Origin of the sequence: Natronoarchaeum sp. GCM10025703 (assembly GCF_042661985.1) — an archaeon.
GTDB lineage: Archaea > Halobacteriota > Halobacteria > Halobacteriales > Natronoarchaeaceae > Natranaeroarchaeum.
Window position 1 is genome coordinate 2,781,114 of record NZ_JBHSZF010000001.1, and the last position, 24,692, is coordinate 2,805,805.

The 24,692-nt window shown below is 62.8% G+C and carries 18 protein-coding genes, 1 tRNA gene and 4 pseudogenes; 10 read left to right on the forward strand and 13 right to left on the reverse strand.

From position 1 onward, the window contains the following. Positions 1 to 222: 222 nt before the first annotated feature. On the forward strand, positions 223 to 4,665 hold the full coding sequence (gltB, locus tag ACFQH2_RS15580; protein ID WP_377076917.1) for a glutamate synthase large subunit: 4,443 nt from the start codon (positions 223 to 225) through the stop codon (positions 4,663 to 4,665). 4 nt (positions 4,666 to 4,669) lie between these two features. Here gltB and ACFQH2_RS15585 read toward each other — a convergent pair whose 3' ends face one another. Then, on the reverse strand, positions 4,670 to 5,317 hold the full coding sequence (locus ACFQH2_RS15585) for a bacterio-opsin activator domain-containing protein (RefSeq protein ID WP_377055161.1): 648 nt from the start codon (positions 5,315 to 5,317) through the stop codon (positions 4,670 to 4,672). Between the two features lie 236 nt (positions 5,318 to 5,553). On the opposite strand from ACFQH2_RS15585, the gene ACFQH2_RS15590 reads away from it, so the two are divergent. From ACFQH2_RS15590 to ACFQH2_RS15610, 5 genes and pseudogenes are all read left to right on the forward strand, one after another. After that, positions 5,554 to 6,567: an NAD-dependent epimerase/dehydratase family protein gene (locus tag ACFQH2_RS15590; RefSeq protein ID WP_377055163.1), complete on the forward strand. Its 1,014-nt coding sequence runs from the start codon at positions 5,554 to 5,556 to the stop codon at positions 6,565 to 6,567. A 140-nt stretch (positions 6,568 to 6,707) separates the two neighbouring features. After that, positions 6,708 to 7,765, forward strand: a pseudogene (locus ACFQH2_RS15595) (NAD(P)-dependent glycerol-1-phosphate dehydrogenase). Positions 7,766 to 7,825: 60 nt separating this feature from the next. After that, positions 7,826 to 8,974 (forward strand): chorismate synthase, encoded by a 1,149-nt coding sequence (gene aroC / locus ACFQH2_RS15600; RefSeq protein ID WP_377055167.1) that lies wholly within the window; start codon positions 7,826 to 7,828, stop codon positions 8,972 to 8,974. Between the two features lie 68 nt (positions 8,975 to 9,042). Beyond that, positions 9,043 to 9,564 carry an inosine/xanthosine triphosphatase gene (gene yjjX, locus ACFQH2_RS15605; RefSeq protein WP_377055169.1) on the forward strand — a complete coding sequence of 174 codons (522 nt, stop codon included), beginning with the start codon at positions 9,043 to 9,045 and terminating at the stop codon, positions 9,562 to 9,564. Between the two features lie 133 nt (positions 9,565 to 9,697). Further along, positions 9,698 to 9,958 carry a DUF7123 family protein gene (locus tag ACFQH2_RS15610; protein WP_377055171.1) on the forward strand — a complete coding sequence of 87 codons (261 nt, stop codon included), beginning with the start codon at positions 9,698 to 9,700 and terminating at the stop codon, positions 9,956 to 9,958. A gap of 22 nt (positions 9,959 to 9,980) precedes the next feature. On the opposite strand, the gene ACFQH2_RS15615 is transcribed toward ACFQH2_RS15610, so the two are convergent. From ACFQH2_RS15615 to pyk, 4 genes and pseudogenes are all read right to left on the reverse strand, one after another. Next, positions 9,981 to 10,601 carry a winged helix-turn-helix transcriptional regulator gene (locus ACFQH2_RS15615; protein WP_377055173.1) on the reverse strand — a complete coding sequence of 207 codons (621 nt, stop codon included), beginning with the start codon at positions 10,599 to 10,601 and terminating at the stop codon, positions 9,981 to 9,983. A 134-nt stretch (positions 10,602 to 10,735) separates the two neighbouring features. Then, positions 10,736 to 11,874: pseudogene (locus ACFQH2_RS15620) on the reverse strand (SPFH domain-containing protein). 71 nt (positions 11,875 to 11,945) lie between these two features. After that, positions 11,946 to 12,572 (reverse strand): NfeD family protein, encoded by a 627-nt coding sequence (locus tag ACFQH2_RS15625; RefSeq protein ID WP_377055177.1) that lies wholly within the window; start codon positions 12,570 to 12,572, stop codon positions 11,946 to 11,948. A gap of 371 nt (positions 12,573 to 12,943) precedes the next feature. Beyond that, positions 12,944 to 14,706, reverse strand: a pseudogene (pyk, locus tag ACFQH2_RS15630) (pyruvate kinase). Between the two features lie 400 nt (positions 14,707 to 15,106). On the opposite strand from pyk, the gene ACFQH2_RS15635 reads away from it, so the two are divergent. Next, a complete protein-coding gene (locus ACFQH2_RS15635) occupies positions 15,107 to 15,454 on the forward strand; it encodes a hypothetical protein (RefSeq protein WP_377055183.1) in 348 nt (115 codons plus the stop codon). A 567-nt stretch (positions 15,455 to 16,021) separates the two neighbouring features. Beyond that, positions 16,022 to 16,324 carry a hypothetical protein gene (locus ACFQH2_RS15640; RefSeq protein WP_377055185.1) on the forward strand — a complete coding sequence of 101 codons (303 nt, stop codon included), beginning with the start codon at positions 16,022 to 16,024 and terminating at the stop codon, positions 16,322 to 16,324. Between the two features lie 33 nt (positions 16,325 to 16,357). Here the strand turns inward: ACFQH2_RS15640 and ACFQH2_RS15645 are convergent, their stop codons facing one another. The 6 genes from ACFQH2_RS15645 to ACFQH2_RS15670 form a co-directional block, all read right to left on the reverse strand. Beyond that, a complete protein-coding gene (locus tag ACFQH2_RS15645) occupies positions 16,358 to 16,555 on the reverse strand; it encodes a hypothetical protein (RefSeq protein ID WP_377055187.1) in 198 nt (65 codons plus the stop codon). Between the two features lie 132 nt (positions 16,556 to 16,687). Beyond that, positions 16,688 to 16,759, reverse strand: a tRNA-Ala gene (locus ACFQH2_RS15650). 26 nt (positions 16,760 to 16,785) lie between these two features. Beyond that, on the reverse strand, positions 16,786 to 17,400 hold the full coding sequence (locus tag ACFQH2_RS15655; protein WP_377055189.1) for a rhomboid family intramembrane serine protease: 615 nt from the start codon (positions 17,398 to 17,400) through the stop codon (positions 16,786 to 16,788). Positions 17,401 to 17,600: 200 nt separating this feature from the next. Beyond that, positions 17,601 to 17,909 carry a 30S ribosomal protein S10 gene (rpsJ, locus tag ACFQH2_RS15660; RefSeq protein ID WP_238478021.1) on the reverse strand — a complete coding sequence of 103 codons (309 nt, stop codon included), beginning with the start codon at positions 17,907 to 17,909 and terminating at the stop codon, positions 17,601 to 17,603. Beyond that, positions 17,910 to 19,172 carry a translation elongation factor EF-1 subunit alpha gene (tuf, locus tag ACFQH2_RS15665; RefSeq protein ID WP_377055192.1) on the reverse strand — a complete coding sequence of 421 codons (1,263 nt, stop codon included), beginning with the start codon at positions 19,170 to 19,172 and terminating at the stop codon, positions 17,910 to 17,912. It abuts the gene before it with no gap. A 175-nt stretch (positions 19,173 to 19,347) separates the two neighbouring features. Continuing rightward, positions 19,348 to 20,301 (reverse strand): homoserine dehydrogenase, encoded by a 954-nt coding sequence (locus ACFQH2_RS15670; RefSeq protein WP_377055194.1) that lies wholly within the window; start codon positions 20,299 to 20,301, stop codon positions 19,348 to 19,350. A gap of 702 nt (positions 20,302 to 21,003) precedes the next feature. Between ACFQH2_RS15670 and ACFQH2_RS15675 the strand changes: the two genes are divergently transcribed. Next, positions 21,004 to 21,222 carry a hypothetical protein gene (locus ACFQH2_RS15675; RefSeq protein WP_377055198.1) on the forward strand — a complete coding sequence of 73 codons (219 nt, stop codon included), beginning with the start codon at positions 21,004 to 21,006 and terminating at the stop codon, positions 21,220 to 21,222. Positions 21,223 to 21,279: 57 nt separating this feature from the next. Here the strand turns inward: ACFQH2_RS15675 and ACFQH2_RS15680 are convergent. Beyond that, a pseudogene (locus tag ACFQH2_RS15680) lies at positions 21,280 to 23,464 on the reverse strand (elongation factor EF-2). A 294-nt stretch (positions 23,465 to 23,758) separates the two neighbouring features. Next, positions 23,759 to 23,989 (reverse strand): YgaP family membrane protein, encoded by a 231-nt coding sequence (locus ACFQH2_RS15685; protein ID WP_377055202.1) that lies wholly within the window; start codon positions 23,987 to 23,989, stop codon positions 23,759 to 23,761. Between the two features lie 278 nt (positions 23,990 to 24,267). Here ACFQH2_RS15685 and ACFQH2_RS15690 point away from each other — a divergent pair, with 278 nt between their 5' ends. Then, the gene (locus ACFQH2_RS15690; protein ID WP_377055204.1) at positions 24,268 to 24,669 is read left to right on the forward strand and encodes a hypothetical protein; all 402 of its coding nucleotides are present in this window, start codon (positions 24,268 to 24,270) and stop codon (positions 24,667 to 24,669) included. Positions 24,670 to 24,692 lie beyond the last annotated feature (23 nt).

Here is a 24,692-nt window from a genome sequence, read left to right on the forward strand (position 1 = left end):
AATCATGGTGGACTTTCACAATAAGTAGTATTAACCATGTAGATAAAATGCCTTATATCCCCTTGCATGTGTATATAAAACCATTAGTCATTCAGGAGTAGCGTCTTATGGGAGCGGTTCACTATCGCATACAATGTCTGAGCAACGTGAATCGACTACGGACCGGTCGGGGGTCTCGCCAACCCCACCGACGAGCGGTCCAACTGCGGTGTAGGCGTCGTCATGGATCTTGACGACGGTAGCTCTCACGATGTCGTCGCGGACGGCGTCGAACTGCTGGAGAACCTCGAACATCGGGGGACGACTGGAGCGGAAGAGAACACCGGTGACGGGGCAGGTGTAATGCTCCAGACGCCACGAGAGTTCTTTTCTGCGGTCGTCGATGCCGAACTGCCCGAGCGGTATGCGGTCGGTTCGATATTCTTCCCGAAGGAGGGCAGTGCACAGTCGGAACTGAAAAACATCGTCGAGAGCGTTCTCGCCGACTACGACCTCGACGTCGCCCACTGGCGCTCCGTTCCCACTGACAACAGCGACATCGGCAAGACCGCGCTGGACTCCGAACCGGCGACGTGGCAGTGTTTCGTCTCGCCGCCGGAGGAACTGACTGACGACGAGTTCGACAAACGACTCTACGCCGCCCGGCGAGAACTCGAAAACAGCGTCGAGGACGAGTCGCCCGACGGGAGCGATCGGTTTTACGTCTGTTCGCTCGACCGGCAAACGCTCGTCTACAAGGGCCTGCTCAAAGGCGATCAGGTCGGGGAGTACTTCTCGGATCTGAGCCACGAGCAGGTCAAATCGACGTTCGCCATGGTACACGCCCGGTTCTCGACGAATACGCTCGGCGCGTGGCATCTCGCCCACCCGTACCGGAACATCATCCACAACGGCGAGTTCAACACGATTCAGGGCAACATCAACTGGATGCGCGCTCGGGAGACGGACCTCGAAAGCGAGCACCTCGGCGAAGAGGTCGAGACGCTCAAACCGATCATCAACGACCCCGGCCAGTCCGACACCGCGAGCGTCGATAACGCGCTCGAACTGCTGCTGGAAGACGGTCGAGAGCTACCCCACGCCCTGCGGATGCTCGTCCCCGAAGCCTGGCGCGGCGACGAGACCATGGACGACGACCGGAAAGACTGGTACGACTTCCACGCCTCGCTGGTCGAACCGTGGGACGGCCCTGCGCTCGTCTGTGCGACCGACGGCGAACGGGTCGGCGCGGTGCTCGACCGCAACGGGCTTCGGCCCTGCCGGTACGACGTCACGACCGACAACACGCTGATCATGGCGAGCGAGGCCGGCGCGCTCGAACCGGACTACGGCAACATCGAAGAGCGCGGCCGTCTCCAGCCCGGACAGTTGTTCCTCGCCGATCCGAACGAGGGACGCGTCATTCCGGACGACGAAGTGTTCGAGAGCCTCACCGACGAGAAGTACGGCGAGTGGGTCGACGACCAGCAGGTCCACATCGGCGACATCGCCGACCTCGAAGACCTGGCCCCGCGCAACAACATCGACGAACTGCGGTCTCACCAGGCCACTCAGGGGTACAGCCACGACGAACTGGAGAACATGATCGAGCCGATGATGAAAGACGGCAAGGATCCCGTCGGCTCAATGGGCGACGACACGCCGCTGTCGGTGCTGTCGGATTACAACCGCCCTCTCTTTTCGTACTTCAAACAGCTGTTCGCACAGGTGACGAACCCGCCGCTCGATTACATCCGCGAGGAACTGGTGACGAGTCTGGAAAGCCGGATCGGCCACCAGCGTAATCTCCTCGACGAGTCGCCGGCCCACGCCCGCCAACTCATCGTCGACTCGCCGATTCTCACAGACGCCGAGACGGAAGCGATCAAGGAAAGCGCGCTAGATGGTCTCTCGACCGCAGTCGTCGACATGACCTACGACCGCGGCACCGACCTACAGGCGGCGGTCGAAGACGTCCGCGCGGACGCAGAGGCGGCGATCCGTGATGGGCACGAGATTATCGTCCTCTCGGACCGCTCGACGGGGTCGGACCAGGTGCCGATCCCGGCACTGCTCGCGACGGGGGCGGTCCACCACCACCTCGTCCGGAACGGACTTCGCAACCACGCCGGTCTCGTCGTCGAGTCGGCGGGGCCGCGGCAGGTCCATCACTTCGCGACGCTGATCGGCTACGGCGCGGACGCAATCGACCCGTATCTCGCCTACCGCACCATCGACGACATCGTCGCTGGCGAGGAGGGCGCGGAGATCGAAACGGCTGTCGACGCCTACGTCGGCGCCGTCGAGGACGGCCTGCTGAAGACGATGGCCAAGATGGGCATCTCGACAGTCGAGAGCTACCAGGGCGCACAGATCTTCGAGGCTGTCGGCCTGGATTCCGACTTCGTCGCCGAGTACTTCGAGGGCACCGAGGCCCGTACCGAGGGGATCGGTATCGAGGAGATCGAACAGGATCTCACCGACCGCCACAAGAACGCCTGGGACGACGAGCCGGAGATCGACCGCTACGGCGAGTTCGAGCACCGCTCGAACGGGATCCACCACCAGTGGAACCCGGACACGGTCGGCATCCTCCAGCAGTCGGTGCGTTCGGGCGATTACGAGCGCTACAAGGAGTTCGCCGAGCAGATCAACAACCAGCAGGAGACGCTGCAGACCCTCCGCGGCCTGCTCGAGTTCGAGACCGAAGAACAGGAGTCGATCCCGGTCGAAGACGTCGAACCGGTTCACGAGGTCGTACAGCGGTTCTCGACGGCCGCGATGAGTCTCGGATCGCTTTCGCCGGAGGCCCACGAGAACAACTCCATCGCGATGAACCGCCTCGGCGGGAAGTCGAACACCGGCGAGGGCGGCGAACCACCGGAGCGCTTCGGCACCGAAAAGGAGTGTACCGTCAAGCAGGTCGCGTCGGGCCGCTTCGGCGTCACCTCGCATTACCTCTCGGAGGCCGACGAACTCCAGATCAAGATGGCGCAGGGATCGAAACCCGGCGAGGGTGGCCACCTGCCCGGCATGAAGGTCAACGAGATGATCGCACACGTCCGGTACGCGACGCCGGGCGTCGGCCTCATCTCGCCGCCCCCGCTGCACGACATCTACTCCATCGAGGACCTCAAACAGCTGATCCACGACCTCAAGGCGTCGAGTCCCGACGCCGACATCAACGTTAAACTCGTCTCAGAGGCGGGGATCGGTACCATCGCGGCCGGCGTCGCGAAAGCCAACGCCGACGTGGTCCACATCTCGGGCCACTCCGGCGGAACCGGTGCGAGCCCGCGGACCTCGATCAAGAACGCGGGTCTGCCGTGGGAACTCGGCCTCGCCGAGGCAAACCAGATGCTCGTCGAGACCGACCTCCGGGACCGCATCCGCGTCAGCGCCGACGGCGGAATGAAGACCGGCCGCGACGTCGCCGTCGCCGCCCTGCTCGGTGCCGAGGAGTACATCTTCGGGACGGCCTCGCTGGTCACGTCAGGCTGTGTGATGGCCCGCCAGTGTCACAAGAACACCTGCCCGGTCGGGGTGGCCACCCAGCGCGAGGAGCTTCGGAACCGGTTCCCGGGCGAACCCGAACACGTCATCAACTACATGACGTTTATCGCCCAAGAGTTCCGCGAGATCATGGCCGAACTCGGCTTCGAGAGCGTCGACGAGATGATCGGCCGGGTCGACCTGCTCGACCAGCGTACCGACGTCGACCACCCCAAAGCCAAGAACATCGACCTCTCGGAGGTGCTCTACGAGCCAGAGGGTGACCAGCACCGGAAGACCCGCGAACAGACCCACGAGGTCGACGAACAGCTAGATCACGAACTGATCGAGGCCGCCGAACCCGCCCTCGATACGGGCGAACCGGTCGCCGTCGAGGCCGACATCTCGAACGCCGACCGGGCGGTGGGAGCGACCCTCGCCAACGCCGTCTCGACCGAGTACGGTGGCGACGGGCTCCCCGAGGATTCGATCTCGGTCGACCTGCACGGGACGGCCGGACAGAGCTTCGGGGCGTTCCTCGCGGACGGCGTCTCGATGCATCTGACTGGAAGCGCCAACGACTACGTCGGCAAGGGACTCTCCGGCGGGAAACTCACCGTCTCGACGCCGTCGGAAGTCAGCTACGACCCAGCCGACAACATGGCTATCGGTAACGTCGCCCTGTATGGCGCGACTCAGGGCGAACTGTACGTCAATGGCATGGCGGGCGAACGCTTCGCCGTCCGAAACTCGGGCGTCAAGGCTGTCGTCGAAGGCGTCGGCGACCACGGCTGTGAGTACATGACCGGCGGCGTCGTCGCGGTGCTCGGCGACACCGGCCGGAACTTCGCGGCCGGGATGTCCGGCGGTATCGCCTACGTGCTCGATCAAGAGGGCGACTTCCCGGATTCGGTCAACCGCGGAATGGTCTCGGTCGAACACGACCTGGAAGACGGCGACATTCCGATGCTGCGCCGTCTGATCGAGAACCACGCGGCCTACACGGACAGCAAAAAGGCCGAGTGGGTGCTCGATAACTGGGACGACCTGCTCGATTCGTTCGTCAAGATCATGCCCGACGCCTACTCGCGCGTGCTCGAGGACGGCGCGGACGACGTCCGCGATACGCTCCCGTCCAGTGCAACGCCGAAGGCGACCGCAGCGGGCGGTCGGTTGGCTTCGAGCGACGACTGACTGACTACTCCTCGATTTCGCAGAGCGTATTTTCGATCAGCGTCACCATTCCACGCCGTAACCGCTCGGATGCCGCCTGGCTCGATATGTCGAGTTCCTCGCCGACGCCCGCCAGCGACGTCTCCCGAGGGATGGAGAAGTAGCCGTTGCCCGCCGCGGCCACGAGCGCCTCCCGCTGCTGATCGGTGAGTTCGTAGGGACACTCGGGTGGCTGGCGCTCCTGATCGTAGACCGCTTCGACATCGACGGAGATCCCGGCGGCTTCACAGCGGTCACACCAGTCGTTTAGCGAGCCGCGATCCGGGAACCGAAGGCGACCGGTCCAGCCGTCGCCGCTCGATGTGGCATCGAGGACGACTACGTCCAGTTCGACGGCCGCACGATGGGCCTCGATGTCAGGGTGGTTTGAGGGATAGACGACCCGATAGTATCTGCCATCCTGCGTCTTCGTGATCCGCTCGGGGTCCCGAACGGATGGATCATCGTCTAACCCCGCCTCGAAGGCCTCGAAGTCGCCCCCGCGTGCCCAGAAAAACTTCCGGGGCGGAACTGTATCCGTTGCAGTCATATGATCAAACTGTACCGTCATCCGCGGTGCATCCGACAGCGCCGACTGCAGCATAGATCCGTTAGAGCGCAATTCTGCAATCATATAGCCTACATGAAAGCCGTATGTATAACTATGCGGGTGATTAATCGATGCGCGAAAATCACGGGGCTAGGCCCCGTTTTGTGGCCATGTCAGAGCCAGCGGATCCGGACCGTCCGAACCCGTGCATGGTATTGTTTGTAGCCATTACCTATAACGATACGGCTTGAATATACAACCACCCGTGCGACGGAAGCGGCCTCCGGCACTGTTTTGTGGTCCGCGGCGAAGCCACAGGCATGGACGATGCCGACCACGTTCTGGTCATCGGTGGGACGCGCTTTATCGGCCGTCACGCCGTCGAGGAGTTCCTGACACACGACTACGAGGTAACCGTGTTCAACCGCGGGAACCACGATAATCCCTTCGTGGACACCGACGCAGTCTCCCATTTCGAGGGGGACCGCACGGACGATAGCGACATGGCGGAGGCGGCCGCGCTGGACCCGGACATCGTAATCGACTGCGTGGCGTACAAGCCCCGCGAGGTCCGGACCGCAACGCGTGTGTTCGATGACGTGGACGCCTACGTCTACATCTCCAGTGGCTCAGCGTACGGCGACGAGGAGATTCCGAAACGCGAGGACGAGACGCGCCTCTGTGAGTGTACCGACAAGCAGGCACTCGACGACTCACCCGAGAGCTACGGCCCGCGAAAGGCCGAGGGCGACCGAGCGGTGTTCGCCGCCGCCGAGCGGGGTGTCAACGCGATGAGTATCCGGCCCTGTATCGTCTACGGCCCCCACGATTACACCGCACGCACCGACTACTGGATCGACCGGGTGCTGAATCACGACCGCGTCCTCGTCCCGGGCGATGGCTCGAACGTCTGGCACCGCGTCTCGGTCTCGGCCGTCGCCGAGGCGCTCCGGGTCGTCGCCGAGGAGGGCGACACGGGCGAGGCGTACAACGTCGGCGACCGTCGGATGCTCACGCTCGGCGAGACTGTCGAGACCATCTCGGAGACGCTCGCGGCGGCCGGTGTCGAGGACGCCGACGTCGACATCGTCACCGCGGGCGAGCGCGAACTGGCGACCGCCGGCATCGGGATGGAGGAGTTCCCGCTGTACCGGTCGTACCCACACATCCTCTCGACGTCGAAACTGGCCGATCTGGGCTGGGATCCGATCAGTGTGGAGGAGGGATACGAACGCGCCGTCGAAGATCATCTCGCGAGCGACCGGATGGGGCGGGAGAACGGTCCGGACAGGACGGACACCGAACGGGTGCTGGGTGTGCTGGATACGCTCTGATCGGACCGGTCTCGGATCATGACGGCGCTCGAAGCGCAGTAGTTCGGTTCGTGCCCCGATTGCCGGACCCGCCGAGAAACACCCGACCACTCCCGGCAAACGGAGAAACCCATTTCACGCTGGACTGAGACGCTTCGGGTATGTTCGATAAATCGACGTGGATCCGGCTCCCCGGAACGTCCTCGTCGGCCACGGCGTTCTAGAGCAGACCGCAGAAGCCATCGAGGAGCTCCACCTGCGGGGCCAGCCCCTGATCGTCACCAGTCCGACGCCATACGAAATCGCGGGCGATCGGATCATGTCCCAGTTCGCGTCGTGGGATCAAGAGCCGGCGGTCGTCGTCGTCGAGGAGGCGAGTTTCGACGCCATCGAGCGGGTGATCGACCGTGCCCGCGAGGTCGACCCCGGCTTCCTGATCGGTCTGGGCGGTGGCAAGGCCATCGACATCGCGAAAATGGCGAGCGACGACGTCGGCCGCGGGTTCGTCTCCGTCCCCACGGTGGCCAGCCACGACGGCATCGTCAGCAATCGTGGCTCGGTTCCAGAGGAAGGGACCCGCCACAGCGTCGCCGCCGAGCCACCACTGGCCGTCGTCGCGGACACCGAAATCCTCGCGAACGCGCCCTGGGAGCTAACGACCGCTGGCTGTGCGGATATCATCAGCAACTACACCGCGGTGATGGACTGGCGACTCGCCTACCGACTCAAGAACGCGCCGTACTCCCAGTACGCCGCCGCACTCTCGGAGATGACCGCCGAGATGCTGGTGGGTAACGCCGACTCGATCCGGCCCGGCCTCGAAGAATCCTCCTGGATCGTCGTCAAGGCGCTGGTCTCCTCGGGCGTCGCGATGAGCATCGCTGGCTCCTCACGGCCCGCCAGCGGCGCGGAACACCTCTTCTCGCACCAACTCGACCGGATCGCGCCGGGCCGGGCGAGCCACGGTCATCAGGTCGGCGTCGGATCGATCATGACCGCCTACCTGCACAGCGGCGAGAACGGTCTCTGGCGGGATATCCGTGACGCGCTGGCGAACATCGACGCCCCGACGACTGCGGCGGAACTGAACCTCGACGAGGACGAAGTGATCGAGGCGCTGACGACCGCCCACGAGATCCGGGACCGCTACACCATCCTGGGCGACGGCATCGACGAGACGGCCGCGCGGGAGGTCGCCAAACAGACCGGTGTGATCTGACTGTCGGACCGGGGCGCAGTATTGCAACATCTAAATGTCCGGCCCCCTCAGTGAACGATAATGAACGGGAATCGATTCGGTCGCCTCTTTCAGGTGACCACGTTCGGCGAAAGTCACGGTGAGGCGATGGGCGTCACCATCTCGGGGTGTCCGGCAGGCCTCGAACTCTCCGAGGAGGACATCCAGGGCGACCTGGACCGGCGCAAGCCCGGACAGTCGATGATCTCGACGTCCCGCGGCGAACCCGACGCCGTCTCGATCAAAAGCGGTACACAGGACGGCTACACGACGGGCACGCCCATCGGAATGGTCATCCAGAACAAGGACGCCCGGTCTGGCAAGTACGAGCCATTCATCACCGCGCCCCGGCCCTCACACGGCGACTTCACCTACTCGGCGAAGTTCGGCACGCGAAACTGGGGCGGCGGCGGGCGCTCCTCGGCGCGCGAGACAGTGAACTGGGTCGCTGCTGGTGCCGTCGCAAAGAAACTCCTCGAACAGGAAGGCGTCGAACTCAAGGCGCATGTCAACCAGATCGGCGATGTCGAAGCGCCCGAGGTCTCCTTCGAGCAGATGCTCGAACATTCGGAGGAGAACGACGTGCGGTGTGCCCACCCCGAGGCGGCCGCCGAGATGCAGGAACTGATCGAAGAGTACCAGAAAGAGGGCGACTCGATCGGTGGCTCAATCTACTTCGAGGTTCGAGGACTCCCGCGAGGACTCGGTGCGCCGCGATTCGATTCGGTCGAGGCACGACTCGGCCAGGCGATGATGAGCGTGCCCGCCACGACGGCGTTCGAGTTCGGCCTCGGTCGCGAGGCCCGCGAGTACACCGGCAAGGAGCGCAACGACGACTGGGAGTTCGACGACGACGGCACCCCCACGCCTGTCGAGAACGATCACGGCGGCCTTCAGGGCGGCATCACGACCGGCGAACCGATCTACGGCGAGGTGACGCTTCACGCCCCGACCTCGATTCCGAAGAGCCAGCAGACCGCCGACTGGGAGACCGGCGAACTCAAGGAGGAGAAGGTCATCGGCCGCCACGACCCCGTGCTTCCACCGCGAGGCGTTCCGGTCGTCGAAGCGATGCTCGCGCTGACCCTCGTGGACTTCATGTTGCTCTCGGGGCGGATCAACCCCGACCGCGTCGACGGCGACCTCGGCGAGTACGACACCGACTACCACCCGAGCAACCCCCGCGAGTAGCGCGAACTCATTGTTACCGGCGAGCGGAACCGTTGGTTACACCTCCGCCGAGCACCTGCCCATCAGCAATGCGTGTCGCTGTCGGCAGCAAGAATCCGGTCAAGATCAGCGCCGTCGAAGACGCTCTCTCCGGTATCCCTGGCGTCCAGGTCGAGAGTATCGCCGTCGATTCCGGGGTTCCCGAACAGCCGTGGGGCCAGGCGGAGACCATCGAGGGTGCCGAGAACCGTGCCACGCGGGCAATCGACGCCGGATACTACGATCTGGCGGTTGGCATCGAGGGCGGTGTCGAGGAGACTGAGGCAACACCCGGTCTCTCGCTGATCATGTGGGCCGCAGTCACCGACGGCGATCAGCTGGTCCGCGGCGGCGGGCCGACGATACCCCTGCCCACGCGGATCGGGGAGCGTCTGCACGCCGGCGAGGAACTCGGGCCGATTCTCGACGACGAACTGGATCGGTCGGACGTCGCCGAGCAGGAGGGTGCGGCTGGCGTCCTGACGGGGAACGCTATCTCGCGACGCTCCGCGCTCGTCCACGCCGTTGCCAGCGCGCTGGGTCCGTTCGTCACGAGCGAGTACGACCGATGAGCGATTAACCAGCCGTACCAACGGGGCTACTCCGGGGTTCGTTCCGGGGGTTGTGGTGTCAAAATCGCATGACTGCGCCGAGTTAGCCGTCCGTACCAAACCCGCTAAGGGTGTCGACCCCATCTCCTGTAGTATGAGTACGACCGCCGCGACGACCGCCACTGAGGACGCGCTGGAACTGGATCTGAGCGAGAAGCAGCGTCGGATTCTCGAACACCTCCGCGAGAAGGTGGCCACCAAGACCTATTTCAAGTCCCGGAACATCGGCGACGCGCTGGACATGACCGCCAAAGAAGTGGGGGCGAACATGACCGCGATTCAGGAGGGCGCGGTGGGAATCAACGTCGAAAAGTGGGGCTACTCGTCGAGTACGACCTGGAAAGTGACTGCGTAAATCAAGAGGCTTCGGGGGGGGTTCAGGGGTCGAACTGGATCAGTCCGTCCGCATCGGCCGCCAGCGCTTGCGCATCCGGCCCGAACGAGTCGGCGTATCGAACGACGAGTGTTAGCACCGTCTCGGGTTCGACGACTGCGTAGCCTGACTCGCGGTCGAGCAGTCCCGCGCTCTCTAGCTTGCTGGCGTACTTGCTGACAGTTGGCTCCGAAACGTCGAGAGCGGCGGCGAGGTCGCTGCCAGTTGCGTCGGGGTCGCGAAGCAACTCGATGATCATGCCGCGAGGGGTCTCACGGCGCAGATAGCCCAGCGCGACCTGCTCGAACGTGGAAAAGCGCTCGGCCGGGAAGTATCGCTTGTAGTCGCCGTCCCGGCGCGTCTCGACGCGGCCGGTCTCCAGTAGTTCGCGCAGGTGGTGCTGGGCCTCGCCGGTACCGAGTTGGAGATCGTCACGGATCTTCGAGAAGTGCGCGCCGGGCGTCGTCGAGAGGTAGCCCTCGATAGCGGAGCGGGGTTCGCTACGGGCGTTGTCAGCGTCGCCCTCCGACCCTGCGGCGATGCCCGCGAGCGGGCTGGCTGCTCCGAGCGCTGCGAATCGGCGCAACGTCGCGCGCTTTCCCTCGTCGACTGGACGATCCGACATCTACTGCGGTATAGAGGACTCCGTAATAAAACCGCTTCGGGTCATATGGTACCGATGTCCGGGGGCCAGTTGGCGTGGTACTGGCCCGGAACGCATCTACACAGTCGAAAAAAGTGTCGGCCGGGTCGTCGTTACTACACGTCTTCTTCGAGTTCGACCTCGCCTTCCTCGATTTCTTTGTCCATCTCGGTAACGACTTCGTCCGCGCTCTTGATGTCCGCTCCGGCACTGCCTTCCTTGATCTTCTGGGCCTCTTCCTCCATGGCCTCGATATCTAGCTCGGCTTCCTCGTCGATCTGACCGAGGATCTCCTCGATATCGTTGAGGCCGAGCAGTTCGGCGGTGTCGTCGTCGAAGTCGAGACTCTCCAGCGAGCCATCGGCCTGCTGGACGTCGCTACCCGAGAGATGTTTGCCGTAGCGACCGATCATCGAGGTGAGTTCCTGGGGCATGACGAACGTCGTCGACTCGCCCTTCCCGATCTCTTCGAGGGTCTCCATCCCCTGATCGATGATGGCGCGCTCACCCATCGATTCGGCGGATTTCGCACGAAGCACGGTCGAAATGGAGTCACCCTGCGCTTCCAGGATCTGGCTCTGCTTTTCACCCTGCGCGCGAATGATGTTGGACTGCTTGTCACCTTCGGCCTTCTCGACGGCACTGCGGCGTTCACCCTGCGCCTCAGGATCATGGCACGGCGACGGCGTTCGGCGCTGGTCTGCTGTTCCATTGCCTGCTGGACGTCCTTGGAGGGGTTGACTTCGCGGACCTCGACGCTCTCGACGCGGATCCCCCACTCGTCGGTAGGTTCGTCGAGTTCGCGACGGATCTTCGCGTTGATCTCCTGGCGTTTGTTCAGCGTGTCGTCGAGTTCCATGTCACCCAGCACGGCACGGAGCGTCGTCTGGGCGAGGTTCGAGACTGCCTTCTTGTAGTTGTCGACCTCGAGGAACGCCTTCTTGGCGTCCATGACCTTGATGTAGACGACGGCGTCGGCCGTCACCGGGGAGTTGTCCCGCGTGATCGCTTCCTGACGTGGAACGTCGAGGGTCTGCGTTCGCATATCGAACGCGTACGTACGCGAAACGAACGGAGGGATGAAGCTGATACCGGGCTGGAGAAGTTTCCGATACTCACCGAACACGGTCAACGCGCGTTTCTCGTACGCGTCGACGATTTCGACCATACTCGCGACGGTGACGATCGCAAGCAATAGGACGAGTCCGACCAACAGCGTTGGACCAACTCCGACCAGGGCTATTGTAACTGCCATATAAATAATTGCGGATGCGCACGTAAAAATCCTTTTCGTTCCTGTCGATGAGCCGTCAGTATCGGGAGTGCTCACTCCGTCGCTTGCTCGGTTTCGGCGTTCTCGGACGGCTCTCCAGTTGCTGGCTGACCGGTTTCATCCGACTGGGCAGTCTCGCCCTCGGTCGCGTCGCTGTCGACGTCGCGGTCACGCGCGAGCGCCCGGTCGATTTCGTCCTCATCGAGGTGCTCGAACGAGTCCACGGTGAGGACGTTGCCGCCGCCGGGGTCGACGACGATCACTTCCGCCCCCTCCTCGATCTCCTGATCCATGCTACGAGCCTGGAAGTAGGGGTTGAAGCCGCCGTCTTCGAGTTTGATCTGGCCGTCGGTCTTCGTCACTCGTTCGGTGACGTAGCCAGTCTGGCCGGTGAGCGAGTCGGAGTTGCTCGTCTGTCCGGCCTCGGTCCCGCCGTAGAGATCGAACTCGCGGTAGACAAACAACGTCGCGGCACCGGTTATCAGCACCATGCCGGCGAGTACGAGCGTCGAGACGGTACCACCCAGTACGCTGCCGACTGCAAGCCCTAACAGTCCGGCGACGAGGAGAGCAACTCCGAGAACGATGAAATTAGCGCCGGGAGCCATCGCTTCCATCATCAGCAGGATGATGCCTGCGATCACCAGGAGCGTTGGGGCGTCGATAGCCTGCAGGACCATACCCTCCCTTGGGTACGTGGCCGATTAACCTTTGTGCAGCCCCGCCAGTCAGGCGAAGACGGTTACGGTCCGCGCGAGAATCAAGAGCGCGAGGACGACACCGAGAACGACGAAAGCGGCGTTCTCCCAGTCGACGGATTCCGGCTCGATCGTCGTCTTGATGACACCGTCCTTGTCGACGTCTTCGACGTCGAATTGCCACTGCTCTGGAGGTGGGTCGTCGACGGTCTGCTCGGGGTACTGGCCTCCATCAGTTGCACTCCCCGTAGTAGGGGTCTCGTCGGACTCGCTGTTGCCCGCCGAGTCGTCGCTGCGTCGGTCATACCTTCGGTTGTCCCTCCAGCGGCAAAAGACCGCGGCTCTCCGTCCGACTATCGCTCGGAGACGTCCCTGCGTGCGCGGAGGATGTCGCCGCCGTAGACGACACCACGCTCGGCGTCGACCGTCACTCGGTCGAGTCGCTCGACGGCATTGCCCAGCGGCGCGCCGCTGATCATCGGGATGTCGAGTTCGCGTGCGACCATCGCCGGATAGCCGGTCATTCCGGGGCGGGCATCGATGATGCCAGCCAGTTTTTCGGTCTCGCCGGAGAACTCGCCGTCGAAGTTCGGTCCCAGCGAGATGATCGCACCCTCAGGCACCGAGGAGAGATCGCCGTCCTTCGTCTCGACGATCGGTCCCGAGACACGTCCGTCGACGACCACGCGGCCGGATCCGACGGTCTCGGCGGCGACGTGGACCTTGAGCAGGTTCGTCGAACTCACGTCCTCGAACTCGGTCATCATGCCCGAGAGGACGACGACGGTGTCACCGCTCTCGGTAACGCCGGCGTCGATAGCGGACTGGACGGCGTTCTCGATCAGTCTGTCCGAACCCTGCTCGACGAAGCAGTGGTGACCGGTCTAACACCACCCGAAAGCGCGAGTCGGCGGCGTACCTCCTCGTTGGGCGTCGCGGCGACGGTCGGAACGCCGGGGCGGAACTTCGCGGTCTTGAGCGCGGTGTAGCCGGACTCGCTGGCCGCGATCACGGCGCTCGCGCCGATGTCGCGAGCGAGATAGCGTGCCGAGCGGGCCAGCGCATCTGTCCGCGTGTTGTCCGCGGTGGGGACGCGCTGTTCGCGGAGTTCACGATACTCCGTGCTGCCCTCGATCTCGCGGACGATCCGGTCCATCGCCTCGACGACGCGGGCCGGGTGATCGCCGATCGCAGTCTCGCCGGAGAGCATCACGGCGTCCGTGCCGTCGAGCACGGCGTTTGCCACGTCGGAGGACTCCGCCCGGGTCGGACGGCGGGCGTGGACCATCGAGTCGAGCATCTCCGTCGCGGTGATGACCGGGACGCCAGCCTCGCGACATTTGCGGATGATACGTTTCTGTACGACGGGGACCTGCTCCATCGGACACTCGACGCCGAGGTCGCCACGCGCGACCATGATCCCGTAGGACGCCTCGATGATCTCGTCGAGGTTCTCGACTGCGCCGGCGCGCTCGATCTTGGAGACGATCGGGATGTCCGCGCCGTTCTCTTCGAGGACCTCGTTGACGGCGTAGACGTCGTCGGCATCGCGGACGAAACTCGCCGCGACCAGATCGACCTCTTTCTCAGCGGCGAGCGCGAGGTCGCGGCGGTCTTTCTCCGTGACGACGTCGAGTTCCAGATCGACCCCGGGGACGTTGACACCTTTTCTGGCCGTCAGTTCGCCGCCGCTTTTGACCGCCGCGTAGACGTCGTCGCCGTCGACCTCGGTGACTGTGAGTTCGATCCGGCCGTCGTCGAACAGGACGGTGTCGCCCGCTTCGACGCCGGTAATCGGGATCGAGAGGCCGACCGCTTCGGGGGTCGCGTCGTCGCCCTCGTAGAGTCGGATCTCGGAATCGGTCTCCAGTTCGATCGAGCCCTCGATATCAGCGGTCCGTATCTCGGGGCCCTGCGTGTCGAGCATCGCGGCGACCGGTTCGTCGGTGGCTCTGCCGACGGACTGGATCCGGTCGATCAGTGCCGACCGATCCTCACGGTCGCCGTGGCTGGCGTTGATCCGTGCGACGGACATGCCCGCGTCGACGAGGTTCCGAAGCATGCTCCGGGAGTCCGATGCCGGGCCGATGGTACAGACGATTTTCGCGTTTCTCATACCCCCACCTACACCCGACCAGTCAAAAAACGCAATGATTACGTCCCAGCGTTCAGAAACGACCGATTCCATATTGTACGTCGACATTCCGATCAAAAAGGAACATAGCTGTCCACTTTTTGACCGTAGCTTCGAGTCGTATCCGTAGTTTCCGTTCGCACCTCGTTTAATATCGCTCGTTCACTGAGTGAACATGTTCACGTTCGTGTTAGTTAGATAACTGTTCTATCCGTCCCGGTTTGTCGTCGACCCGACTCCCGACTGGTGGGGGTCGAAGCATCCGGCAGATCCACAAGCCAGGCCGGTGGGATCAGGAACCGCGTCGCTGCGGAAGTCGTACTCGCCGGTCACTCTCCGACCGAGTCAGCAAACACTTCCCGCTCCGCGATAATCCGTCGGTATGGACGACGACCCACCCATCCTCTCGTCGCTGCCGGACGCCTCGCTGACCATCGACGCCGTCGACTCGCTCGACGCGAACGATAGCGTGCGAGAAGCCACCGTTGTCATGGTCCGCGGCGCTGGCGGGCCGGACGGCCCGAACGAAGAGCACACCGACGACCTGATCCTCGCGACCGACGAACGCGTCCGCTATCTCTCGCGCGTCCCCGAGGAGGGCTGGTCGGTCGACTACACCCAGGAGTACGAAGAGGGCGAGTACGACGACGCCTTCGAGGAAGTGCTGGCGGTCGCACAGGAGACCGCGGAACTCAAGCGACAGGCTCAGACCGAGTTCGAAATGAAGTAGACTCTCCCGATTCACGCGACCGGAAACGCCGTCAGTCGCCGCCGAGACCGTGCCGATGGAGCAGGCATCCCGTCGCTGGCCTTGACGTCGAGGAGCAGCCATGACCATCTGATCTCCTCGTGGCCCGCGTAGTTCCCGCGAGTAGCGAGCCACGTGCCCCGCAGTACGTGCTCGGACGAGACCGTTTCGCTGGGTGCTCAAAATTCGGTACCAACCCACACGTCTGTCCAAGCGTTCATCTCACAGCACGTTCTCTTGCCTGATGAGGAAGTGGGTCAGCAATCTGTCACCCGCCCTCGCCTGTCCTTCCAGCAAGTCGTCAGCACTACTGATACGAAGCTATCCATGCCCGATAATCGTCACCCAATAGTTGAGCACTAGGTCGTAGCAGTGAGCACTCGTCGACAGGCGGAGCTGGAACCATCTGGAAGCGTTCTTAACCCACTGTTAGGGGCGTATTCGCCGACGAGTCAGTAGCGAGACACGGGAAAGTCGACTGGCTCCGGTAGGCCCTACGTTTTTGAGTTGCTGGACTAGTTTCAAGTAGTTACCAGATAATGAACTGACATGAGTGATCTGAAGATCAAACTCGAAACGCTGTGGATACGGGTCCGAACGATCCTTCAGGTCGTCGTTCTACTCTGCTGTATCGGAGTTGTAGTTTTCGGAGTGTCCCTGATAGCCCTTGGACTGCAGCATGAAGCCGCAGTCGAACTCACGATTTTTGGAATCGAGTTCACCCCGAGCAAAGTCGGTGACACTATGCTAGACGCAGATGACCAGGTGGTTCTCCTTGGGGCGACAGTATCAGTCATTTTCACCGGCATCGTGGCCAGAATGACAAGTGGACTCGGTTCTCAGTCGTTCTGAGCACAATTACTGGTTCGAGGGGCGCTTCTATGTCTACAGATGCTCGACGACTTCGATGGTCCACCTCCCCGAATCCTCATCCCCGATATGCGTATGATGCTCGCCGTCGACCTCGCCCTCGTCCTTGAGCAAGCCGTCGAGTCGGAACCCGTCTTTCGGGGTCGTGCCGACTGACCCGACCGCCTGATATCCGCATTCAGAGGAGGCGACTTCCAGGGCTTCAAATCCCATCTTCGACGACTATCTGCGGCGCTCACGAGTTTGTTCGCGCCGCAAGGTAGTGGACTCGCCGGGACTGAGCAAAACCGAAGGTTTTGCGAAGGTCGGCGAGGAGCGACTGACGGAGCGAAGCGACGGAAGGAGTGGACTCGCCGGGATTTGAACCCGGGGCCTCTTCCTTGCGAAGGAAGCGATCTACCACTGATCTACGAGCCCGCGCACCTGTTTGTAATCGGAGAAGCCTATTTCAGGCTTGCGTTTCCAGTCGCTGGCGGGCGAAGCAGATTGAGCTTTCCGGCGACGAGTCCGAGCAGAAAGCCGAAGAAGTGAGCGGCGAGGGCAACGCCGGGTGCGGCGGTGACGAACGTCACGAGCCCGGCCAGGACGACGAAGAGCAGGAGTGTTACGCGCCCCGATAGCTGGAAGCGGTCGAACAGCCGGCCGCTCAGGCGGTTGCCGGTGACGAGGTAGCCGATCAGCGCGAACACCGCGCCGCTGGCACCGAGCAGGGCGACGTCGACGCCGAACAGCGATGCGAGGCCGATCTGGAAGACGCCCGCGGCAATACCCGTCACCAGGAAAAAGGCGTGAAACCGCAGGCGGGTCGTGTGGCGTTCGAGCAGGAAGCCGACGACTGCCAGCGCGATGGCGTTTGCGAGCAGGTGATCGAGCCCGCTGTGGGCGTAGACGCTGGTGACGAGCGCCCACGGATCGGCCAGAATCGGTGCCCGGAGCGTGAACAGACCCAGGGCCAGGGGCTGGCTGACGAGCGCGACCAACTGCTGGAGGACGAAGACGGCGCCGATCACTACCAGTAGCTCAAGCGTTGGGCTCCGACTATCAGGGGACCCGGCCATACGACAGGTAGGGAATCAAGGAACAAAAGGCTGAGCGAGCGCCAGCCTAAGGGCTACCCAGGGATCATAAATCGAAGAAAGTGCACGCGAGTGCGGCGGTTCCGCTCGATGACGACGGGATACTGTCGTCCGGCTCAGTCAGCGTAGTCCCGAAAGACATCGTCGATGTCGTTCGACCATCGTGGAATCGAGGATTCCGCTCAGTCCTCGAGAACGATCTCGATGCTGACGTCGTTGGGGACCTGAATCCGCATGAGCTGACGGAGTGCGCGCTCGTCGGCGTCCAGATCGATCAGGCGCTTGTGGACGCGCATCTCCCAGTGTTCCCACGTCGCGGTCCCTTCGCCGTCAGGGGACTTGCGGGTGGGGATTTCCAGCGTCTTGGTCGGCAGCGGGATCGGGCCCGACAGCGCGACGCCGGTCTTGTCTGCGATTTCGCGAACGTCCGCGGTGATATCGTCGAGATCCTCGGGGTTTGTTCCCGCGAGGCGGACACGTGCTTGCTGCATTTATTTCTCGTTGACGCTCAGGACCTTCCCAGCGGCGATAGTCTGACCCATGTCTCGGATCGCGAAGGAACCGAGTTCCGGGATCTCGCTGCTGGGCTCGATCGAGAGCGGTTTTTGCGGTCGGATGGTGACGACCGCGGCGTCGCCGGACTGGATGAAGTCCGGGTTCTCCTCGGCGACTTCGCCCGAGGACGGGTCCATCTTCTTGTCGATGGACTCGATCGTACACGCGACCTGTGCGGTGTGAGCGTGGAAGACCGGGGTGTAACCCGCGGTGATCACGCTGGGGTGCTGCATGACGACGACCTGAGCCTGGAACGTCTCGGCGACGCTTGGCGGGTCGTCGGCGGGGCCACAGACGTCACCACGGCGGATGTCGTCCTTACCGATACCGCGGACGTTGAATCCGACGTTGTCACCGGGCTCTGCTTTGGGCACCTCTTCGTGGTGCATCTCGATCGTCTTCACTTCGCCGCCCACGTCGCTGGGCTGGAAGGAGACGTTGTCGCCGGTGTTCATGATACCGGTCTCGATTCGTCCGACAGGGACGGTACCGATACCGGAGATGGTGTAAACGTCCTGGATGGGGAGTCGGAGCGGGGCGTCCGTCGGCGGCTCCGGCGCGGGGAGGTGGTTGAGGGCTTCCAGCAGGATGTCGCCGTCGTACCAGTCCGTGTTCTCCGACTCGTTGGCGATGTTGTCGCCCTCGAAGGCGGAGATGGGGATGAACTCGGCGTTGTCGGTGCTGAACTGGACCTGGTTGAGCAGGTCAGTAACCTCGGAGACGACCTCCTTGTACGTCGACTCCTTGTAGTCGACGAGGTCCATCTTGTTGATGCCGACGATGAGCTCGTCGATGCCCAGCGTACGGGCGAGGAAGACGTGCTCCTGTGTCTGGGGTGCGACGCCGTCGTCTGCCGCGACGACGAGGACCGCGTTGTCGGCCTGGCTCGCGCCAGTAATCATGTTCTTCACGAAGTCGCGGTGGCCAGGACAGTCGACGATGGTGAACTCGTACTCGTCGGTCGAGAACTCCTGGTGGGCGATGTCGATGGTGACACCGCGCTCTCGCTCTTCGGCGAGGTTGTCCATGACGTAGGCGAACTCGAAGCCACCCTTGCCTTTCTCCTCGGCTTCTTCTTTGTGCTGTTCGATGACGTGCTCTGGTACGCTCCCCGTCTCGTAGAGGAGGCGTCCCACGAGCGTGCTCTTCCCGTGGTCAACGTGGCCGATAATGGCCAGGTTCTGATGTTGGTCGCTCATTGTTGTATCTCACGCGCAGAGGCGCTATATCGGATTCTTTCGCCTGTGGCAGTTAAAACGATTTCGATACAGTGTGTTGCGCATCCCGAAGCCGTCATGCGGTTTGTGTGACGTTGACACGGCCCTGTCAGGAAAAGTCACCGACGAGCCGTGAAATCGCACTCGGGAAACGCGGTTACAGCGGCGGGAGACGACCGACGTCAGCGAGCACTGCCGTGGCCGTCTCGGGTCCTCCGGCACCGCGCCCGCTGATGTTCAGTTCGCCGGCGTTCTCCGTCTCGAACTGCACGATGTTTCTGGTGCCCGTCACCGCGAGCACGCCGTTCTGCGGGACGAGTTTGGGTGCGACGTGCACCCCGTCGGGCGTCGCCTCGCCGATCAGTCGGACTGTCCGGTTGTCCTCGGCCGCGAGATCGAGCGCGTTCCCGGGGACGTTCTGGATGCCTTCGACCGTAGCATCGTCGAGGGTGTACTCGCGCTCGCCCTGCGAGAGGACGTTCGAGAGGATCACGAACTTCAGCGCGGCGTCCGTGCCGTCGACATCGAAGGACGGATCTGCTTCCGCGACGCCGAGGTCCTGGGCCTCGGCAAGGACGTGCTCGTAATCGAGTCCGTCAGCCGCCATCCGCGAGAGGATGAAGTTCGCCGTCCCGTTGAGCACGCCACGTGCCGCCGTGATCTGGCCCGGACCGAAGTCGTCGATCGTCGACAGGATCGGGATCGCGCCGCCGACAGCAGCCTCGAACAACACGTCGCCCGCGCTGTCCTCGGCCAGGGTCATCAGTTCGCCGTATCGCTCGGCGACCGGCCCCTTGTTCGCCAGCACGACGTGACGGTCACGGGAGAGCGCCGTCTCGACGTGGCCAAAGCCTGGCTGAGCGTCGCCGAGCGTCGTCGGCGTCGCTTCGACGAGCACGTCGTAGTCGGCTGCGAGCACGTCGTCGGGCGATCCGTCGCCGACAGTTCCCTCCCTTTCCTTCCGGTCGAGCACTGCGTCGGCGTCGATCCCACCCCTGTCGACAACGCCACTGCTTGAGTCGGCGATAGCGACGACCTCGTGGCCGTACTGGCCGGCGAGTTCGGCGACAGAGCGACCGACGGCACCGGCACCGAGGACGGCGAGTTTCATGCTGACCCCCTGCTGCTGTGGCTCGATGACGTGGATATCCTTCTCCTCGGCGATATCGCGGACGGTCTCTAGGACCTCTTCGGCCCGGTCGGCTTCGGTCGCAAGCCGGAGACGTGCACTGGAAACGCCCTCGGTTCCTTCGGGTGCTGAGAGCGAAACGTCGACGACCTCCGCTCGCGAGGTAGTCTGAAACTGTGTGAGGCTGTCGGAGAGGTCCGTGTCGATCAGGTGGCCGACGAGAATCACGGTGAGTTCCTCGCTGTATCGCTCTGCGCCGGCCTGGATGACGTTGATGCCGGCGTCACGAAGCGACTGGACGATGTTCTCGAACCGATCCGGCGGGCACTCGATGTCGACCTCGACGGGAATGTGACCCCGCGGCGTCACGTTGCCCCGCTCGTGGAAGATAGAGAGCAGATTTGCGCCGTGTTCCGAGATGGGTTGCAGCGCGTTCAGTAGCTCGCCCGGTTCGTCGACGAGTTCGAGGCGGACGGTGTACGCCTGAACATGCTGGCCGCCGTCCGTCTCGGCCTCCTCGTCGGCGTCGTCAGTCATCGTGGAACACCCCGACTGCGGATTCTTCGGCGAATACGATCATATCCATCCCTGACGGGGAGGAGGTATAAGAGTTCAGCCATTCTCGACTGTGCCCGAGTAACACGGAGTCGGCGACTTTTTGCTCGCGGCGGGTAAAAGCAGACCATGTCCGTCTACCGTCGGCTGTTGGACGCACTGATCGCGGTCGTGCTCTCGGCAGCTACCATCGCACTCACCGCATCGGTCACACCGGAACTCGCCCAGCCGCTTGGGATGCTGGTCGCCTGTGTCTTTTACTTCTCGCGACATCCCTGGGGATCAGAGGAAGGCGAGCGGATAAACGAGCGTATCGACGAGTTTTACGACCGCCATCTCCCGGTGTAGTCACGGTCGAACGCAGTTGCTATCACGTATCGAAAACGGAGAAAGAAGACGGCGTCGCTATATGTAGTCGACCGATTGAGGCAGTTCGAGCTTCATTCCCTTGCGCTCTCGGATCTCCATGATCTGATCGCGCTGGAGGTTGTCGGCCATGACCTGGAAGCCTGCGTTCTCGGTGTTCCAGGAGGCACGACCCTCGGTCGCGGAGCGGATGTCGCTCGCAAAGCCGATCATCTCTTCGACCGGTGCGATCCCTTCGACGACCATCAGATCGCCTTCCTGATACATGTCGTCGACGCGGCCACGTCGGCCCTGAATCTCGCCGGACGCCGAGCCCATGTAGTCGTTCGGAACGTCGATCCGAACGTCCTGAATGGGTTCGAGCAGTTTGATGTCGGCGTCGATCAGCGCGCTGTGGGCCGCGTTCCGGACCGCAGGGATGACCTGTGCCGGACCGCGGTGGATGGTGTCCTCGTGGAGACGCGCGTCGTGAAGCCGGATGAGCGACCCCTGGACCGGCTCTGCGGCCAGCGGGCCGTCGTTGAGGGCGTCTTCGAGTCCCTCGATGAACAGCTCCATCGTCTCGTTGAGGTGCTGGATACCTTTCGTGTCGTCGATCAGGACGTTGGTCCCGTGGATGTGCTCGACGTTCTGGCTGGTATCCTTGTCCATACCGGCTTCTTGCAGGGATTCACGCCGTTCCTGCTCGGGCATGTCCATGCTCGCTTCGCCTTTCTTGATCACGTCGACGATGTCCTTGTCGAGCGGGTGAACGGAGATGTAAAAGCGGTTGTGTCGGTTCGGGGAGATCCTCGACTTCGCGGCTCTCGCTCTGTGGCATCTCACGGAAGACGACGATCGGTTCGCCGGTGTTGATCGGGATTCCCTGGTTACGCTCGATACGCTGACCGATGACTTCCAGGTGAAGTTCGCCCTGCCCGGAGATCAGGTGTTCGCCCGTCTCCTCGTTGATCTCGATCTGAATCGTCGGGTCCTCTTTGGAGACTTGTCGAAGCGTCTCGATGAGCTTCGGCAGGTCGTCCATGTTCTTCGCCTCGACGGACTTTGTGATGACGGGCTCGGAGATGTGCTCGATCGACTCGAACGGCGTCATCTCGACGGAGGAGACGGTCGAACCGGCGATAGCGTCGGCCAGACCGGTGACCGCCGCGATGTTCCCTGCGGGAACGCGGTCCACTTCCTCCCGTTCGCCACCCATGTAGATACCGACGCTCTGGACGCGGTTCGTCCCGGCCGTCCCGGAGACGTAGAGGTCCTGGCCCTTCTCCAGCGTTCCGGAGAAGACGCGGCCCGCAGCAATCTCGCCAGCGTGCGGGTCGACACCGATGTCGGTGACCATCAGCACGACTTCGCCGTCCTCGTCGACGAGACGCATCGTGTCGGCGAGTTCGGAATCCGGATCGCCACGCCAGACCCGCGGAATACGTCGGGGCTGGGCGTCGACGGGGTTCGGGAAGTGCTCACAGACCATGTCGAGCACGACGTCCGACAGCGGCGTGCGCTCGTGGAGTTCCTGGCGCTTGTCGGCCTGTTCGAGGTCGATGATGTCGCCGAAGGACATCCCGGTGCGCTGCATCGACGGCATGGAGACGCCCCACTTGTACAGTGCAGAGCCGAAGCCGACGGTACCCTCCTCGACGGAGACCGTCCAGTCGTCGATGTCGTCCATCTCCTCGGTCATACCACGGATCAGTTCGTTGACGTCGTGGATGACCGCCGTGAGACGCTGTTGCATCTCCTGGGGACCTTCCTGCAGTTCGGAGATGAGTCGGTCGACCTTGTTGATGAACAGCGTCGGTTTGACGCCCTCGCGGAGCGCCTGTCGGAGCACCGTCTCGGTCTGGGGCATCGCCCCTTCGACGGCGTCAACGACGACGAGTGCACCGTCGACGGCGCGCATCGCTCGGGTCACGTCGCCACCGAAGTCGACGTGGCCCGGCGTGTCGATGAGGTTGATCAGGTGGTTGGTGTCTTCGTACTCGTGGGTCATCGAAACGTTTGCCGCGTCGATGGTGATCCCACGTTCCTGCTCGTCCTCTTCGGTATCCATCGCAAGCTGTTCGCCCGCGGTGTCCTCAGAAATCATGCCGGCACCGGCCAGCAGGTTGTCGGTCAGTGTTGTCTTGCCGTGGTCGACGTGTGCGGCGATGGCGATGTTCCGGATGTTCTCCGGTTCGTCCATCAGTCGCTCGCACTCCTCGACGATCTTCTTTCGTCTACCCATTACCGTCTCATTATCGTTAGCGGGGTGAAAAGGGTGCTGTTTCGTCAGCGCGAACTGTGTGAAGCGCTGACGAGGCTCGTAACGAGCAAATCGAAGTCACGGTGTTTCGTTACTGCCGACCGTGTGGTGCAGTAACGAGGGACGTCGTGGAGCGTAGCGAAACGACGGTGTTTCGTGACGGTAAACGCGTGAGGCCGGCACGAAGCTCGGCACGACCGTAGGGAAGTGCCGGTGTTTTGTCAGTGTGAGGTGTATAAAGCGCTGACGAGGCCAGAAACGAGTGAAGCGAAGTTATTACGCCGCGTCCGAGTCCATCGCGCAGGTATCGACGCCGATTAGCGAGTACAGCCCACAGGTTCCCGTCGCCGCAGTTACGAGCATCACGATGGCGACGACGCCCAGTACCGGGGCCAGGATCTCGGGGAGGGACAGCGCACCCGCGAGAATTGCGATCGATCCGGTTCCGGCGAGTGCTCCGGCGACTGTTCTGACTTGCTGATCCGTCGTGCCGACGTTTTTGCTCATACCCATCGTATGAACCCTGCATGTATAGTTCTTTGTATTGTAAATATCTTACAATATAACTGTATTAAGATAGCTTTTAAACTCGACAAACCATGAAAGTAGAAAACAGCGAGCGAGCAATATAGTTTTCAATTCACAATTGCACCGCACGTTCCGATCCCTATTGCCCGTTGCGCAAATCACCCGAAAGGCTGCACGTCGAGAAGCCCTCCTGAGTCCCCGGACCAGATATCTAAGGAGACCAGTACATCTAAGGATTACTCGGCCGTGCGCTCTGTATGAACGGAGATCAGCCGCATCCGTGGGTCGGCCTCGTGCTCGGCTCGGTGTTAGCCGGCGTGACCACGGTGATTGCGGGACTCGTGCTCGATGGTCCACGGTCGCTTGCCGTCGGTCTCGGTCTCGCGACGCCGATTCTCTTGTTTTATGGATCCGGGTCGGGCGATACCTTCGACCGGGAGGGGTATCTCGGAGACCACTCGACGGACGAGATGCTGAGCGATATGATCGTCATCGCCCTCCTGGCGACGGGTACCGGCCTCGTTGGCGTTACGGCCGTGATGGCGGTGACCGGCAGTCAGATCGTCGTGTACGGCACGGCCGCCGGAGCGACGTTTCTGGGCGGCTATACCGCGCTGTACGCCCGCCAGCCGGAGTATCTCGGTGCCGTCGAGAGCTGAAGCCACGCCACCGGTAGTCATTA